Annotated in this window: 15 protein-coding genes; 8 read left to right on the forward strand and 7 right to left on the reverse strand. The window is 61.6% G+C overall.

Annotated elements, in window-relative coordinates; genetic code table 11:
- Positions 1–80 precede the first annotated feature (80 nt).
- Positions 81–734 (reverse strand): YceD family protein, encoded by a 654-nt coding sequence (locus SBC1_RS12065; protein WP_165092181.1) that lies wholly within the window; start codon positions 732–734, stop codon positions 81–83.
- Between the two features lie 437 nt (positions 735–1171).
- Between SBC1_RS12065 and SBC1_RS12070 the strand changes: the two genes are divergently transcribed.
- On the forward strand, positions 1172–1786 hold the full coding sequence (locus SBC1_RS12070) for a Maf-like protein (RefSeq protein ID WP_165092182.1): 615 nt from the start codon (positions 1172–1174) through the stop codon (positions 1784–1786).
- Positions 1783–2502, forward strand: a complete 720-nt coding sequence (locus SBC1_RS12075) for an SAM-dependent methyltransferase (RefSeq protein WP_165092183.1) — start codon at positions 1783–1785, stop codon at positions 2500–2502. The genes SBC1_RS12070 and SBC1_RS12075 overlap by 4 nt, the downstream gene beginning before the upstream one ends.
- A gap of 103 nt (positions 2503–2605) precedes the next feature.
- Here the strand turns inward: SBC1_RS12075 and SBC1_RS12080 are convergent, their stop codons facing one another.
- From SBC1_RS12080 to SBC1_RS12095, 4 genes are all read right to left on the reverse strand, one after another.
- Positions 2606–3604 (reverse strand): S49 family peptidase, encoded by a 999-nt coding sequence (locus SBC1_RS12080; protein ID WP_165987733.1) that lies wholly within the window; start codon positions 3602–3604, stop codon positions 2606–2608.
- Positions 3605–3676: 72 nt separating this feature from the next.
- Positions 3677–4099, reverse strand: a complete 423-nt coding sequence (locus SBC1_RS12085; protein ID WP_165092185.1) for a Rieske 2Fe-2S domain-containing protein — start codon at positions 4097–4099, stop codon at positions 3677–3679.
- Positions 4096–4755 (reverse strand): HAD-IIIA family hydrolase, encoded by a 660-nt coding sequence (locus SBC1_RS12090; protein ID WP_165092186.1) that lies wholly within the window; start codon positions 4753–4755, stop codon positions 4096–4098. The genes SBC1_RS12085 and SBC1_RS12090 overlap by 4 nt, the downstream gene beginning before the upstream one ends.
- Positions 4756–5760 (reverse strand): RluA family pseudouridine synthase, encoded by a 1005-nt coding sequence (locus SBC1_RS12095; RefSeq protein WP_165092187.1) that lies wholly within the window; start codon positions 5758–5760, stop codon positions 4756–4758.
- 925 nt (positions 5761–6685) lie between these two features.
- Between SBC1_RS12095 and SBC1_RS12100 the strand changes: the two genes are divergently transcribed.
- The 6 genes from SBC1_RS12100 to SBC1_RS12125 all read left to right on the forward strand — a co-directional run bounded on the left by SBC1_RS12100 (position 6686) and on the right by SBC1_RS12125 (position 14425).
- Positions 6686–10081, forward strand: coding sequence for an Rne/Rng family ribonuclease (locus tag SBC1_RS12100; RefSeq protein ID WP_165987735.1), 3396 nt, complete (start codon positions 6686–6688; stop codon positions 10079–10081).
- Between the two features lie 185 nt (positions 10082–10266).
- Positions 10267–11376, forward strand: coding sequence for a GTP 3',8-cyclase MoaA (gene moaA / locus SBC1_RS12105; protein ID WP_165987737.1), 1110 nt, complete (start codon positions 10267–10269; stop codon positions 11374–11376).
- 1 nt (position 11377) lies between these two features.
- Complete coding sequence (gene mobA / locus SBC1_RS12110) at positions 11378–12025, forward strand: molybdenum cofactor guanylyltransferase MobA (protein WP_165092190.1); 648 nt, start codon at positions 11378–11380, stop codon at positions 12023–12025.
- 174 nt (positions 12026–12199) lie between these two features.
- A complete protein-coding gene (gene glp, locus SBC1_RS12115; protein ID WP_165987739.1) occupies positions 12200–13543 on the forward strand; it encodes a gephyrin-like molybdotransferase Glp in 1344 nt (447 codons plus the stop codon).
- A 118-nt stretch (positions 13544–13661) separates the two neighbouring features.
- Complete coding sequence (locus tag SBC1_RS12120; RefSeq protein ID WP_031363462.1) at positions 13662–13937, forward strand: hypothetical protein; 276 nt, start codon at positions 13662–13664, stop codon at positions 13935–13937.
- The gene (locus tag SBC1_RS12125; protein WP_165093296.1) at positions 13937–14425 is read left to right on the forward strand and encodes a GNAT family N-acetyltransferase; all 489 of its coding nucleotides are present in this window, start codon (positions 13937–13939) and stop codon (positions 14423–14425) included. The genes SBC1_RS12120 and SBC1_RS12125 overlap by 1 nt, the downstream gene beginning before the upstream one ends.
- A gap of 4 nt (positions 14426–14429) precedes the next feature.
- On the opposite strand, the gene SBC1_RS12130 is transcribed toward SBC1_RS12125, so the two are convergent.
- Positions 14430–15905 (reverse strand): DNA recombination protein RmuC, encoded by a 1476-nt coding sequence (locus SBC1_RS12130; protein WP_165987742.1) that lies wholly within the window; start codon positions 15903–15905, stop codon positions 14430–14432.
- Positions 15906–15907: 2 nt separating this feature from the next.
- A complete protein-coding gene (locus tag SBC1_RS12135; RefSeq protein WP_165092192.1) occupies positions 15908–16888 on the reverse strand; it encodes a D-glycerate dehydrogenase in 981 nt (326 codons plus the stop codon).
- Between the last annotated feature and the right edge of the window lies 1 nt (position 16889).

Below are 16889 nucleotides of genomic sequence, written 5' to 3' on the forward strand. Positions count from 1 at the left end.
CGCATCGTGCCGCCTGATGATTCGACACCCGGCCGGATGCCGGACATCAATACTCTTTAATGCGAGCGTTTAAAGCACACTCAATGCTTGTTGTCGTCGGAGCCGCCCTGCTTGAGCTTACCGAGCGCGGCGAACGGATTGGGTCTGCCTGTGCCGCCATCCTGCTGCGTGCCTGCATCGCCATTCAGACCACCATCGTCCAGCTCGCCCTCGGCGCCCTCGAGACCCGTTACCAGGCTCTCGTGCACTTCAGGACACACTTCGTGCTTCGGCACGAGCGGCAAAGTTAACAACAATTCCTCTTCGATCAAGTCGACGAGATCGAACTGGCGTGAGCCAACGATCACTTCCACTTCATCGTTGTCTAGCGGAAACTCGTCTGCTTCGTCTTCCGTCGTGACAATGCGATACGTTGCATCGACATCCAGGTGTTGCGAATACGGCGAAAGACAACGCTGGCATTCGATCCAGACCGACCCGTGCACCGCGAGCCGCAAATAAGGCTGCGGCGCTTCGGTACCGTCGTCCTGCAACTCGGGCTGCATGGAGCCTTCGGCCTGCCATGAAAATACCGTGTCGCGGTCTGGGGCATCTGCCGGCACTTCGTTCAACATACGCGGCAATTGCGAGACCCGTACACCGCCTGCTGCCTGCCGACGGCTTTGGGCGAATTCGAACAAGTCGAGTGCGCGCAAGTCGGCGGGACATGCAGGTTTGCCAGGATTTTGTGTCATGTGCGCTCCTGCAGTGGTCGGGCCGCGACGGCTGGATAGCAAGTCCGCGGAGGACGACCGGGGGTGAAACCGCAGTATGCACCGCACCGGACCTGTGCGGCTGGTGTGGTTTATCCCGATTTTCCGGTTTTAGCGGCGAGTCGAGCACCGTGGCGGGATAAGGGACCGCGAGACATTCCGCCACATCCCGGTACACTTCCAGCCGCCTGGCTCCGGGCTTGCTCCCCGCCTAACTCCCGTTTGGCCTCCGCTTGGCCTCCGCTTGGCCTCCGCTTGGCTCATTCAGTATGCGTAAAAAGGCCTTCGCATACCGATGAAAAGCCCAAAATCATAGCGGCTTTGTCTTTTCGAGTCAAACACTTATGCTCCGGTGTGCGACACCGCGGGTTCAGCCCGGTTCCTGTCCTTCAGCCCATTGTTCATAGCCAATCATTTTCATGCCCGACGTCTCAACTAAGCCGCGCCTCATCCTTGCATCGAGTTCGCGTTACCGGCGGGAACTGCTCGAGCGCCTGCGCATTCCTTTCGATGTAATCACGCCCGATATCGACGAAACGCCCCTCAACGGCGAAACGCCGGAAGCCACGGCTGTCCGGCTTTCGATCGCCAAGGCGCGTGCGGCCGCGGCCCGCGTGACCGATGCTTCCGGTGCGCTGGTGATCGGCTCCGATCAGGTCGCGACCTGCAACGGCCGTCAGATCGGCAAGCCCGGCACGCATGACAATGCACGCGCCCAGCTTCAGTCGATGCGCGGCAAAAGTGTCGAATTCCACAGCGCGCTTTGTCTTTTCGATAACCGCTCGGACCATATCCAATCCGCCGATATCGTCACCCGCGTGCAATTCCGAGCGCTGTCGGATGCGGAAATCGAAGCGTATTTGCTTGCCGAAACGCCTTACGACGTGGCGGGCAGCGCGAAATCGGAGGGTTTGGGCATAACGCTTGTCGATGCAATTCATTCCGACGATCCCACCGCGCTGGTCGGTTTGCCGCTGATCGCGTTGTCGCGCATGTTGCGTGCGGCCGGGTTTCCGTTAATGGGGGCAGCATGAGCGGCGTTTTGTATCTGATCCCGAACACGCTTGGCGACGGCGACAGTGCCGCGCTCGCCGACGTCCTTCCCGAACCCGTGCGCGCACGCGCCGCGGCGCTCCAGTACTACATTGGCGAGAACGCGAAAACCACACGCGCCTTCCTGAAAAAGGTCGGAACCGAACGGCCGATCCAGGAAATCGAGATCCGCGAACTCAACGTCAACACGCCACCGGGTGAGGTCGAGAAGCTGCTCAAACCGATTCTGGCGGGCATGGACGCCGGTCTCGTCTCGGAAGCTGGGTGCCCGGCGGTCGCGGATCCCGGTGCCCTGCTGGTGCGCCGCGCCCACGAGCGCGGCGTGAAAGTCGTGCCGTTCGTTGGACCCAGTTCGATATTGCTTGCGCTGATGGCGTCGGGAATGAACGGCCAGAGTTTTGCATTCAACGGTTATCTTCCCGTCGATGCCGCCGAACGGGGCAAACGCCTGCGCGAGTTGGAAGCGCTGTCGCGCAAGGCGAATCAGACGCAGATTTTTATTGAGACGCCGTACAGGAATCGTGCGCTGCTGGACACGCTGCTCGCGACCTGCGCGCCGTCCACGCTGGTGTGCGTCGCGGTCGACCTGACATTGCCGGCCGAGACGATCGTCACGCGAACCGTGTCGGATTGGAAGAAGAAAGCCGCGCCTGAGTTGCATAAGCGGCCAGCTATCTTCTTGCTACTAGGCGCATAGGTCGGGGCGCATCCCTTAGCCACGCTTTGCGCACCGCGCACAAAAAAACCGCTCGCCTGAAAACTCAAGGCGAGCGGTTTTTGTCTGAAGAACACGTGAAAACTTACTTCAACTGCATCTTCCCGCCCATCATCAGCGCGTGCATCGACGCATTGCCGACCGCCGCGCCAAACTTGCGCGCCACCCGCTCACCAATGCTCTCCTTCTGCGTGTAATCGACAATATCCGGCTGCTTGACGATCTCGCGTGCGACGTAATCGGCGTCGCCGAAACCATCGGCGAGACCGAGCTCCACGCTCTTCTGACCCGTCCAGAACATGCCCGAGAACACATCCGGCGTATCTTTCAGCCGCTTGCCCCGGCCTTGTTTGACGCCATCGATGAATTGCTGGTGAATCTGGTCGAGCATGTCCTGCGCGTGGGCATCCATAGCTGGCGTTTCGGGCGAAAACGGATCGAATGCGCCTTTATTTGCGCCCGAGGTGTGCAGCCGGCGTTGCACGCCAAGCTTGTCCATCAGGCCCGTAAAGCCGAAACCGTCCATCAGCACGCCAATCGATCCGACGATACTCGCCTTGTCGACATAGATTTTATCGGCAGCCGCCGCGGCGTAATAACCGCCCGACGCGCACATGTCGCCCACGACCACATACAGCGGCTTCGACGGATATTTCGTCCGCAAGCGCGTGATCTCGCGATTGATGATGCCCGCCTGCACCGGACTGCCGCCCGGGCTGTTGCAGCGAAGAATCACCGCCGCCGTGCCGTCGTCTTCAAAAGCGCTGTCAAGCGCTGCGTTGACGTTGTCCGAGCTAGCGTCGCTATTGGCGGCAATTTCGCCTTCCAGTTCGACCAGCGCCGTGTGGCGCGCGGTTTTAGCGACTTTGTCACTGGTGAAATCGAACGCGCTCCAGACCGCTATCGCCAGGATCGCGAGGAACACGAAGCGGAAAAAGATCCGCCAGCGGCGCGCGGCCCGCTGTTCATTGATGGCCGCAAGCGCGATGCGTTCGAGCGCGGCGCGCTCCCAGTTGTCGCCGGTGTCGCCGATGGATTTGGAACGCGCCTTATCCGCGGAATCGGTGGGAATTTGATCGGACATGCGTCGCCTGGTTGACTGATTGAAGATGAAAAGCGGGTTCGTTTCGCATCGAGAGAACAACCGCGAAAACGGTCAAGCCGGACGGAGATCGTCGTCGGGAAGCCAGAAGACGGCGCGGCCGTCAGGTGTGTCGCGATCTTCTGCTGCCACCCGCCGCAAACGCGCACCGCGGCAAGGACCGCCGACGCATTTCCCCGTGTCCGGCTCGTAAATCGCGCCATGAGTCGCGCACATCAAGTATAAGCCGGAGCTCTCGAAGAACTTGCCTTCGGACCAGTCCATCTCCATGGGCACGTGGGCGCAGCGGTTGAGGTAGCCAAAGGGTTTGCCGTCGTATCGGACGAAAAACACGGTGGCTTCGCCGCTTTTGTCGAGGGCTTTATGCCGAACGCCGTCGCCACCGTCGACCAAATCCTCCGACGCGCAGATTCGGACCGGCTCAAGTGGCGTCTTAAGCACCGGCTCATGCACCCGATCAAGCGGCGTTCCTGTCATGCATTCTCCCGCAGCCAGTCTCCCAGCGACGTCACGTTTTCAGCCACGAACAGCGGCTCCAGCGCGTGCAGCGACTTCGCCGGATGCGCGCCGTACGTCACGCCGACCGCCGCCGCGCCCGCATTCTTCGCCATCTGCAGGTCGTGCGTGGTGTCGCCGACCATCACGGTGCGGCTCACGTCCTGCCCGAGTTCGCGCGTGAGTTCGTGCAACATGGCCGGATGCGGCTTGGAGAAGGTTTCATCGGCGCAGCGCGTGCCGTCGAAGAGACTCGTCAGGCGCGACTGGTCCAGCGCGCGGTTCAGGCCCACACGGCTTTTGCCCGTTGCGACCGCGAGCAGATAACCCTCGTCGCGCAAGTTCTGCAACATGCCGCGCACGCCGTCGAAGAGCTCGGTTTGCTCACCCTTGATCAAATAGTGAAAGCGATACCGCTCGGCAAGCTTCGGGTAATCGACGGGATCGAGCGTGGGCGCGGCGATCTGCAGCGCGTCGCGCAGCCCCAGCCCGATCACGTAACTTGCCGCTTCGTCGGCGGGAACGGGCAGGCTCAGGTCGCGGCACGCTGCCTGAATGCTGCGCGTAATGTGCGCAGTGGAATCCATCAAGGTGCCGTCCCAGTCGAAGACAATCAGATCGAATTGCTGACGGGCCATTTATTGCGTCTCTCTAAAATTTTGTTTGAGTTGTTCGATGAAGCGCCGACACTCGGCCGGCAGCGGCGCCTCAACCTGAAGCGTCTCGCCGGTCGCCGGATGCACGAGTTTCAGCCGGAAAGCGTGCAGAAACATGCGTTTGAGCGACGGATTGGCGTCGGTGCGAACCAGATTCTTGTTTAGCGCGAAGTCGCCGTATTTGGTGTCACCGGCGATCGGCAGGCCGATATGCGCCATATGCACACGAATCTGATGCGTACGGCCTGTCTTGAGTTCCGCCTCGACCCACGCGTAGTCGCTGAAGCGCTCGATCAAATTGAACACCGTATGCGACGCGAGCCCGTCGTCCTGGACGCGCACGCGGCGCTCGCCCTCGGGCGTCAGGTATTTGTGCAGCGGTTCCTTCACAATCCGCCGACGGCCCCAGCCCGCCAGCCAGTCGCCGTGACCGACGGCCTGATAGCGTTTATCGATACGATTTTCGCGCATTTGCTCGTGCACGTTGATCAGCGCCGAGCGCTTCTTCGCGAGCATCAGCACACCGGACGTCTCGCGATCCAGCCGATGCACCAATTCGAGGAATTTCGCCTGCGGGCGCGCGTTGCGCAATTGTTCGATAACACCAAACGCCACGCCGCTGCCGCCATGAACGGCGACGCCCGCGGGTTTATCGATCACGATCAGGTGATCGTCTTCAAATAGTATGGGGAATTCGGCTGCCGGAGCATTCGATGAAACCGCCGTTTCGTCCAGTTGCGCGGTGCGAATAGGCGGTACGCGGACGAGATCGCCCATCTCCAGTCTATAAGCAGCGTCAATACGGCCTTTGTTTACGCGCACTTCCCCGCTGCGCAAAATCCGGTAAATATGACTTTTCGGTACGCCTTTACAGACGCGAAGTAAAAAATTGTCGATGCGCTGACCCGCCGCATTTTCGTCGATCTCGATCATTGAGACCTGTTCGCTTGCGACCTTTTTATGGGATGTTTTGCCTAACTCATTCATTCTGAATATAATTTGCGGACAGTCTGGAAAAAGCCACTAAGCTGGCCGGATGTTGTCAGACTGTACAGGTGCAAGCGTTAAGCCGTTATTTTACTTGCGCCCAGGGCCAGTTGCTCACCCGGAAAACGGAGTAACAAGTTGCACGCACGACGATATCGCACGGCAGGGACGGTGCCCACAGGCGCGTTCGGTCGAGTCGATCGTCGACACGGTAACGGATTTTTGGCGATCAAGAATTTTATCGGCGAGAGGCGATGAGGCCGGGACTTAAACCCGGCTTCTTCCGGATGTGACCCGGGTATCAGGCAGGTATCTAAAAGATATCGAGCGGGTATCAGGTTAGGGTGAACGGAACATCGTCGCTTGGCCGTTGCGAAGAAAACGGCTTCTGCTGCAAGCTGCGCTGAAACGGGCGAAGCGTGGCGGAAGCCGCAACAAGACGAGACACCCAACGCGGTTGCCGGGCGCTTTGAGCACCTGGCAAACCGCAACGGCAATCTGCCGCAGGTTTGGAAAACGTCGGTCGGTTTGCTTGTTTGCGCAGGTTTTGCGCGAAGACCCTCCACCCGTTTGACACTGTGTCAGGCCGCATCCGGCTGCTGCTGGCTGCGCTGCCGGCTCTTCACGTAGTTTGAAGGACGTCGAGCCGCAGCGCTGTGCCGCTTAAGCCGCCAGCCGTTGCTTCACGGCGTGTCAAAGTCTGTTCGCATGTGCCCCAAGGCTGGTTGCCCGCCGCGACGCATTTCGTCGCTGGCCGGTGACCAGGCCCGTCGCAGGCAATTCTCCCCGCCAGAACTCCCGCTCCAGCGTGCTTTGTGACAACACACACAAAAAAGCGCGGCGCGCCCGCCCTCCTGCTTCACGCGACTGACAACCGCGCGAATTCGCTCGATGGGGGCCGGTAGAGCCGCTCTGGAGCCGTCCAATGAAACGCATGCTGTTTAACGCGACGCAGCAAGAAGAATTGCGCGTCGCCATCGTCGATGGGCAAAAACTCATCGACATCGACATCGAAACTGCCGGCCGCGAACAGCGCAAAGGCAATATCTACAAGGGAGTTATTACCCGCATCGAGCCCTCGCTCGAAGCGTGTTTTGTGAACTACGGCGAAGACCGCCACGGTTTCCTGCCGTTCAAGGAAGTCGCGCGCCAGTATTTCAAGGACGGCGTCGACATGCGCTCCGCGCGCATCCAGGACGCGCTGCGCGAAGGCCAGGAACTGATCATTCAGGTCGAAAAGGAAGAGCGCGGCAACAAGGGCGCAGCCCTGACCACGTTTATCTCGCTCGCCGGACGGTATCTCGTTTTGATGCCGAACAACCCGCGCGGCGGTGGTGTATCGCGCCGGATTGAAGGCGACGAGCGCCAGGAATTGCGCGAAACAATGTCGCAGCTCGATTTGCCGGAAGGCATGAGCATCATCGCGCGGACAGCAGGGATTGGCCGTTCGGCCGAAGAACTTCAGTGGGACCTGAATTACCTGATGCAGCTGTGGCGCGCGGTGGAAGCGGCGTCGCAAAGCGGCGTGGCCGGCAAGCCGATGCTGATTTATCTGGAATCCAGCTTGGTGATCCGCGCAATCCGCGATTATTTCCAGCCGGATATCGGCGAAATTCTGATCGATACCACCGAAATCCATGACCAGGCCAGCGCCTTCATGGACATCGTGATGCCGGATAACTTGAGCAAAGTTAAGCGCTATCACGACGACGTTCCCCTCTTCTCCCGCTTCCAGATCGAACACCAGATTGAAACCGCGTATTCGCGCACGGTGCCGTTGCCCTCGGGCGGCGCGATCGTGATCGACCACACGGAAGCACTGGTGGCTATCGACGTGAACTCGGCCCGCTCGACCAAGGGCGCGGACATTGAGGAAACAGCGACCCGCACGAACCTTGAAGCCGCCGACGAAGTCGCGCGCCAGTTGCGCCTGCGCGATCTGGGCGGCTTGATCGTGATCGACTTTATCGACATGGAGTCGGCCAAGAGCCAGCGCGAAGTCGAGCAACGTCTCAAAGACGCGCTCAAGCACGACCGTGCGCGCGTACAAATGGGCAAGATTTCGCGCTTCGGTTTGATGGAGCTGTCGCGTCAGCGCCTGCGTCCGGCACTCTCCGAAGGCAGCCACGTGACGTGCCCGCGTTGTAACGGCACGGGCCACATCCGCGATACCGAATCGTCCGCGCTGCAAGTGCTGCGGATCATTCAGGAAGAAGCAATGAAGGAAAACACCGCGGCAATTCATTGCCAGGTGCCGGTGGAAGTGACCGCCTTCCTGCTGAACGAAAAGCGTTCGGAAATCAACAAGATCGAGTCGCGCTTCAAGGTCAACGTCGTGTTGATCCCGAACAAGCATCTCGAAACGCCGCATTACAAGCTGGAACGCCTGCGTCACGACGACACGCGTCTCGACGAACCGCGTGCCTCCTGGAAGATGGCCGAGGAAGCGGCGCACGAACTGGAATCCGAAACGGGTTACAGCAAGCGCACCGAAGAAATCAAGCCGAAGCAGGAAGCGATGGTCAAGGGCATCACGCCGACATCGCCTGCGCCTAGCGCGCCGGTGAAGGTCGCTGCGGCTCCCGTGGCTGCGACTCCCGTGGCGGCTGCTTCAACAGGAACGGGCGGGTTTATCGGCTGGCTGAAGAACCTGTTCGGCGTCCAGCCCGAAGTAAAACCGGCGCCTGCGCCGGTCGTCGCGCCCACGCCGGCACGTCCGGCCCGTGGCGAACGGCCAGAGCGTTCGGGTGCAGGTGGTGACCGCAACCGCAATCGTCGTGGTGGTGCGGCTTCGCGCGATAGCGCCGCCGCCACTACCGGCGCTACGCCAAGCGCGGCGGGCACGGCAGGTGGTCGTCAAAACCCGCGCCGCGAGGAACGGGAACCGAAGGAAACGCGTGAACCGCGCGAAGCACGTGAGACCCGCGAGCCGCGCGAACCCCGCGAACCGCGTGGCGGACGTGAAGGCCGTGAGCCGCGTGAGGCTCGTGAAGGACGTGAACCGCGCGAAGTGCGCGAGCCTCGGGAGCCGCGCGAACCGCGTGAGAACCGTGGTGAACGCGCACCGGAACGTGCTGAAGCCGCCGATCGCGGTGAACGCCGTGAACGTGGGGAGCGCCCGGAACGGGGTGAGCGCCGCAAGCCACAGCCGGAAGCCGCCGTCGAAGCGTTGACGCAGGGTGAAACGGTGGTGTCGGAGTTGACGGAAAACACCGCTTCGGCCCAGGAATCGCAGCAGAACGGCAACGCTGACGCATTGCAGGCTGATCAGGCCAGCGCAGCGCGTGAAGGCGAAGAGCGCCGTCGCCGTCGTCGGGGCCGTCGTGGTGGACGCCGTGATCGCGAGGAAGACGGCGTGACGCTCAATCAAGCCGCCGACGTTGCAGAAAACGAAGGCAACGCTGACAGCGAACGCGCTCAAGCCGGGGTGTTTGACACGGATTCGTCGAATGAAGCCGACGACAGCCGCGATTTCGCACCCGTTGTGGCTAAGCCGGTTGTGCAGGCTCCCGCCCAAGAACCAGCACACGCAGTCATGGTCGAGCCGGTTTCGGTCGCCGCGATCAGCGTGACGGAGTTGCCGGAACCGGTTCGTGTCGTGCAGGTTGCGCCGGTTGAAGCCGCGCCCGTGGAAGCGAGACGTGCCGAAGCCGAAGGTTTTGTCGTGTCGCATGCAGCGCAGGAAGTGCATGCCGCACAGGAAACCAGCGCAGCGGTTGCCGAAGCGCCCGCAACCGACATCTTCGAAAAGCCAGCGTCACGGCCAATCGAAAATCCGTTCGGACCGACGCCGAAGGTAGCGGAAGAGAAGGTCGAAAGTCCTTTCGCCGATACCCCGAAGGCAGCCGAACCCGCGCCTGTCGTTGCGCCCGTCGTTGCTCACGCAGCGCCGGAAGCTCAAGTCGCTGAGCCGGTGAACACGGCGCCTGTCGCCGCGACGCCGGCATCGGAGACGGTTGCACCGATCGATTCGCCTGCGCCGGTTGTTGCCGAGGCGTTGGCTCCGGACGAAGCCGAGCCGGTGAAGACGTTTGAACCGGTGGAAACCGTGGCGCCCGTTGCGGCCGCTCCTGTAGCGGCCGCAACGGTTGCTCCAGTTGCCCCGGTCGCCGCTGTCACCCTGAAGGAAGAAGTGCTCAAGCCGATGCTGGATACGGCGGGCCTAGTCTGGGTGAACACCGACGCCGACAAGCTCCGCGCAGCCCGCGAAGCTGCAGCCCAGGCGGAAGCGCCGAAGCGTGTCGTGCGCGAACGCAAGCGACTGCCGCCGCTGGACGCCGCGCCAATGCAGCAAGTGGAAACAGGTAAAGACGCACAGTAAACACGTCTGACGTTTCGAAAAGCGCCACGTGACTTCGGTCGGTGGCGCTTTTTTTATTGGAGGGATGACAAATGCCCGTGAAAAGGCGATGGCGAGCCGCCTTAAGAGCGCCCTTCCGCTAAAATGAATTGTTCGAAGTCCAAAGTGGCGCGCTCCGCCGCCGCTGCACGAGAATTAAAACGATCATGTCCCGACGCATCATTCCTGTCACCGATGTCAGCGCGATCCCGGATTATTCCGGCATCGCGGCGACGCCGCGCGGACTGCTCACCGACCGGCTGTCGCGTGATCTGCGTGATCTGCGCATATCGGTGACTGATCGTTGCAATTTTCGCTGCGTGTACTGCATGCCGCGCGAAGTCTTCGATAAAAACTACGAATTTCTGCCGCATAGCGCCCTGCTGTCGTTCGAGGAAATCGAGCGGCTGGCGCGGTTGTTCGTCGAGCACGGCGTTGAAAAAATCCGGCTGACCGGCGGCGAACCGCTGCTGCGCAAGAACATCGAATTCCTGATCGAACGGCTGGCGCTATTGCGCACGCCGGAAGGCCGTCCGCTCGATATCACGCTCACCACCAACGGGTCGATCCTCGCCCGCAAGGCGCGCTCGCTGAAAGACGCGGGGTTATCGCGGGTAACGGTGAGCCTGGACGCGCTCGACGATGCGTTGTTTCGTCGCATGAACGACGCCGATTTCGCCGTCGCCGACGTGCTCGAAGGCATTGAGGCCGCGCACGCCGCCGGCCTGGCGCCGCTGAAGGTCAACATGGTGGTCAAGCGCGGCACGAACGACGCCGAAATCGTGCCAATGGCGCGCCATTTCAAAGGCAGCGGCACGGTGCTGCGCTTTATCGAATATATGGATGTGGGTGCGTCAAACGGCTGGAACATGAGCGAAGTGTTGCCGTCGGCGGATGTGGTCGCGCGCATTGCCGAACATTTTCCGCTGCGGCCGCTCGAAGCCCACAATGACGCCGAGACCGCGCAACGCTGGGGTTACCAGGACGGCGGCGGAGAGATAGGTGTCATTTCGAGCGTGACGCGAGCGTTCTGCAGCTCCTGCACGCGCGCCCGCCTCTCTACCGAAGGCAAGCTCTACTTGTGCCTGTTCGCCACGTCCGGCCACGACTTGCGCGCGCTGATCCGTAGCGGCGCGAGCGACGCTACGGTCGCGACAGCCATCGCCCGGATCTGGGAAGCGCGCACCGACCGCTACTCGGAATTTCGCGGCAGCAACGCGTTGCCCGCTGCCGACCCGGACGCACCGCGCGTCGAAATGTCCTATATCGGCGGCTGACATGGCCGATGCCGATGTGGCGCGCCTGACCGGCAGTCCTGTGCACAAGCACGACATCACCGGCGTGGTGCTGGCGGGCGGACGTGGATCGCGCATGGGCGGTGTCGACAAAGGCCTGCAGCCGCTCGACCTAGAACCGCTTGCGCTCCACGCGCTGCGGCGGCTCAAGCCGCAATGCGGCGCGATGCTGATCAGCGCGAATCGCAGCCTCGAGATCTACGCCCAGCTTGGCATGCCGTTCGAGGCAAAGGTGATTGTCGATACGTTTCCCGATTTCCCGGGCCCACTTGCCGGGATATCTGCGGCGTTGCATGCAGCGCAAACTGAATTCGTGCTGTTCGTGCCCTGCGACGCGCCTTTTGTCGACCCTCATCTGGCCGAACGGCTATTCGAAGGCTTGAGCGCCGGACAAGCGGATATCGCGACGGCGGCAGTCGTCGATGCCGCGGGCGAACGCCACGTGCACCCGGTTTTCGCGTTGCTGCGCGCGTCGCTGGCGGACGATCTCGACGCGTTCATCCGTGCCGGCGAACGTAAGGTTCGCGCGTGGTACGCGCGCCACAAGGCGGTAGAAGTGACCTTCGCCAACGAGCGTGCGTTTTACAATGTCAACGATTTGCAGCAGCTAGCCGATCTCAACCGCAACTAAGCACTGGTTCGTTTCGTTCCATGCGCGTGTTTGCGGCAAGGCCCCCGGCTTGGTCAGCGCCGCGCTACGTAGCGACTGCGGCAGCAGTCGCGCCAGCATCCCCGACATGCCAGCCTTTTTCACCGGTCCGCCCGCGGGCTTTACGTCGCGACTTCCGTTCCGATCCACCCATCAATGAACACATCCAGCCACTTTTCGAGCTGCGTCGCCGAGTACGATCCAAACGCGCTGCCCGTCAGCGCGGCGCAGGAGATCGTGCGCCAGTGGGCGTTGCCGCGCGGTCGCACCGAGGTGGAACACGTGCGTCTCTTCGACGCACTCGATCGCGTGCTGGCTGAAGATGTCATCTCGCCGATCAATGTCCCTTCGCACGACAACTCGGCCATGGACGGTTATGCGTTCGATGGCGCGACCTTGCTGAATGGATCGGATGGATCAGATGGCGCCAATGAAGCGAGCCTGCCGGACAGTCCACCGCTTCGCTTGACGGTCGCGGGTACCGCGCTCGCCGGACAACCGTTCGAAGGGCATCCGCTTGCCGCGCAATGCGTGCGCATCATGACCGGTGCGCTCATCCCGCCGGGGTGCGACACCGTCGTGCCGCAAGAACTCGTGCAGCGCACAGGCGATACCGTTACGTTCGCCTCAGCGCGCATCGTGCGCGGGGCGAATCGGCGGCTCGCGGGGGAGGATCTCGCGCAGGGCCACGCGGCATTACGCAAGGGCCGTATTGTGCGTGCGTCGGATCTTGGTTTGCTTGCGTCGCTGGGTATTGGCGACGTGGCGGTGCATCGGCGCTTGCGTGTCGCGTTTTTTTCAACCGGCGACGAATTGCGTTCCGTGGGTCAAGCGCTGGCGCCGGGTTGCGTCTACGACAGCAACCGCTATACCCTCTTTGCGATGCTGCGCCGGATGAACATGGAACCGGTGGATCTGGGCATTGTGCGTGACGATCGTGCATCGCTTGAGCGGGCATTGCGAAAGGCTACGCAGGACGCCGACGTGGTGATCAGTTCGGGCGGCGTGTCTGTAGGCGACGCCGACTTCACGCGTGACCTGATGAACACGCTCGGCGACGTGGCGTTCTGGAAGATCGCGATGCGTCCGGGCCGTCCGCTTGCATTCGGCCGCTTGTGGTCGGGAAAGCGTCCCGGCGAAGGCGAATCTGCGCTGTTCTTTGGCTTGCCTGGCAATCCGGTTGCCGTGATGGCAACGTTTTATTTCATCGTGCGCGAGGCGCTGCTCGCCATGTCGGGCGCGACGCCCTATTCGCTGCCGCTGATAGCCGCGACGAGTTCGCAACCGATCAACAAACGCGCCGGGCGTACGGAGTTTCAACGCGGTGTTGCACGCCGCGATACCGCGGGGCACTGGCATGTGGTGACAACCGGGCCGCAAGGTTCGGGCGTGCTGAGTTCAATGAGCGAAGCCAATTGCTTCATTGTCCTGAAGCACGACGCAGGAAATATCGATGCAGGAGACAGCGTGGATATCCTGCCATTCGACGGCCTGATCTAGTTTCAAAGGCTCTTCGACAACCTGCTTCAAGAACCTGGACCGCAACGCCGTCATCACTTGAGCGGCTAAAACGGACGGTTCGAATGCATTGCACTATGACTGACGGGGCTTTTCCTTCATGAAAAAACAGATTTCGTTCATCGCGCCGGGACAAACGGCCAAAGCGTTGATTCTCGTGTACCTGACCTTCAGCGTACCCATCGTGTTGCTCGGCGTGCTGGTTGCGTTTTTCCGATACGGCTCGGTCGAGCTAAGCACCGTGACAAGCGCGCTGTTGCTCAATGCGATCCTCGGCTTCATCTTGCTGTGGATTGCGTGTCACGCGTACAACTGGGTGGCGTCGCGATTCGGCGGTATTGAGATCGTCTTGTCCGACGCGCCGGAAGAGGCATGATGAGCGCTCAAATCCGACCCGCCGCACCCGCCGATGTCGGCGCGATCTTTGGCTTGATGATCGAGCTAGCCGAGTTTGAAAAACTCATGCACATGTTCATCGCGACCGAGGCCGGCGTGCACGACGCGCTATTCGGCGCGCGCCCGTGCGCTGAAGCCTTGGTGGCCGAAGAAGACGGACGCATAGTGAGCTACGCGCTTTTCTTCCAGAACTATTCAACCTTCCTCGGCAAGCGCGGGTTGTATCTGGAAGATCTGTATGTGAAGCCGGGTATTCGCGGCAGCGGACTCGGCACGAAGATGCTGCGTGCTCTGGCGGCACTCGCGGTGGAACGCCAGTGCGGCCGCTTCGAATGGACCGTGCTCGACTGGAATCAGAACGCCATCGGCTTCTACGAGAAAATGGGCGCAACCGTGCTGCCCGACTGGCGTATTGTCCGCATCACCGGCGACGCACTGGCTACGCTGGCTTCGCCGGCCGCGGACTAAGGACTTAAGCGCCGGGTTCGTCCCGTTCCGCCGGTTCTTCACGTTCATCCCCGAGCAGGTTCGCCACCTGCTCGCCCGGCAACGCTTCCACGTCGCGCAGTTTCTTGCTCATCTGCCGCGTACGCGTCTCCGCCGATTCAATAGAACGCGTCACTGCCTCAAGCTGCGACCGCGTCTTCGACAGCACTTCCCCAAACTTCCTGAACTCCGTTTTCACCGCGCCGAGCACTTGCCAGACTTCACTGGAACGCTGCTCGATTGCCAGCGTCCTGAAACCCATCTGCAAGCTGTTCAGTAGCGCTGTCAACGTGGTCGGACCCGTCACGCTCACCCGGTATTCCCGCTGTAGAAAATCGGTCAACCCCGGACGGCGAAGGATTTCCGCATACAGGCCCTCGGTCGGCAGGAACAACAACGCGAAGTCCGTGGTGTGCGGAGGCGCGACGTACTTCTGCGCGATCGCCTTCGCTTCCGCACGAATGCGGCCTTCCAGCGCGCGAGACGCTTCCTCGACCGCGGCTGCGTCGGCGCGATCCTGCGCATCGATCAACCGCTCGTAGTCCTCGCGCGGAAACTTGGCGTCGATAGGCAACCACACCGGCGTAGCTACCGTATTCGCACCGCTCTGGCCGGGCGCGTCGTGACGGCCGGGCAGCTTGATTGCGAACTCCACACGGTCGTTGCTCTTCGGGATAGTTGCGACATTCTTCGCGTACTGATCCGGCGTCAACAACTGCTCGAGCAACGATTCAAGCTGCACTTCGCCCCAGGTCCCGCGTGTCTTGACGTTGGTCAGCACCTTTTTCAAGTCGCCGACACCCGCCGCCAGCGTCTGCATTTCCCCCAACCCGCGATGCACCTGCTCCAGCCTGTCCGAGACCAATTTGAACGATTCGCCAAGCCGTTGCTCCAGCGTGGCGTGCAACTTTTCATCGACGGTACGGCGCATTTCTTCGAGCTTCGCCGCGTTGTTCGCTTCGATATCCTTCAGCCGCGCTTCGAGCGTTGCGCGCACTTCGCTCAGACGACGGTCATTCGATTCCGACATCTGCGCGAGTTGCAGCGTGAGCGCATCGCCGAAACGTTTCAGCGCCTGGCTTTGTTCGTCGCGTGCGTGCTGGCCTTGCAGCGCATTGCTTTCCGTCAGCGTGACAAGTTGCCGGGAAAACGACTCAAGCTGCGTGTTCTGGACGTGCGCCATGCTCGCGAGCTGCGTCGCGAGCGTCTGCTGGAATTGGGCGAACGCTGTGCCCGCTTCGGTACGCGACGCGCGGGACGTCTCGGTGACTTCGCCCCTCACGTTGCGTTCGAGCCGCTCCTGGGCGCGCGCATGCGCTTCGCCCATATCGATGATCCGATCGGCCAGCGCCTCGAACTGCTCCTCGACATCTGTTTCGCGCTTCGGCCGCAACAACAGCATCAACGTGATCACCAGAGCGATCGCGAGGACGGCGACACCCACGCTCAACAGCAACAACATGGTCATTTCTTCAGGACTTCCGGATTGATCGGGTTCGGCGGATTGCCAGCGCGCGGACCTTCACCCAGCGCGGCGATCAGGTTGTCAGCGGCGAGATTGGCCATGGCCCGGCGGGTGGATTCCGTCGCGCTTGCGATATGCGGCGTCAGCACGACATTCGACACCGTCAGGAAATCGCGATTGAAATTCGGCTCGCCTTCGAACACGTCGAGCCCCGCCGCCGCGATGGTCTTGTTGCGCAACGCCTGGATCAGCGCGGCGTCGTCCACAATCCCGCCGCGCGCAATGTTGGTCAGCGTAGCCGTAGGTTTCATGCTCGCCAGTTCAGCCGCGCCGATGGTGTGGTGATTCTCGGCGGTGTACGGCAGCACCAGCACGACGTGATCGGCGCGCTTAAGCAAATCCGCCTTCGATACATACTCGGCGTTCAGTTCCGCCTCGATCTCCGGGGCAACGCGCGAACGGTTGTGATAGATCACGCGCATGTTGAACCCGCGCGCACGCCGGGCGAGCGCCTGACCAATGCGCCCCATGCCAAGCACGCCGAGCGTGGCGCCGCATACGTCGGTACCGAGAAAGGCGTCGTAGGACCACGTACCCCACTTGCCGGCGCGCAGGAAGTGTTCGGATTCGGCAATACGGCGCGCGGCCGCCATCATCAGCGCCCAACCGAAGTCCGCCGTGCTTTCGTTCAATACGTCCGGTGTATTGGTGCCGAGCACGCCGTGCGCGTTCAACGCCTGCATGTCGAAGTTGTTGTAACCCACGGCCATGTTCGACACGACCTTCAGATTCGGAGCGCCTTCCAGGACCTTCGCCGTGACGGGATCGCCCGCGAGCAAAGCGCCATCGCGATCAGCCATGCGGCGCGCGAATTCGTCGGCGACAAGCGGTGCGCCCGGATTAGCATCGACTTCAAAATACTGCCGGAGACGTTCGATCACGTCCGGGAAAATGGGGCGGGCAACCAGCACTTTCTTCATC

Origin of the sequence: Caballeronia sp. SBC1, from assembly GCF_011493005.1 — a bacterium.
Taxonomy (GTDB): domain Bacteria; phylum Pseudomonadota; class Gammaproteobacteria; order Burkholderiales; family Burkholderiaceae; genus Caballeronia.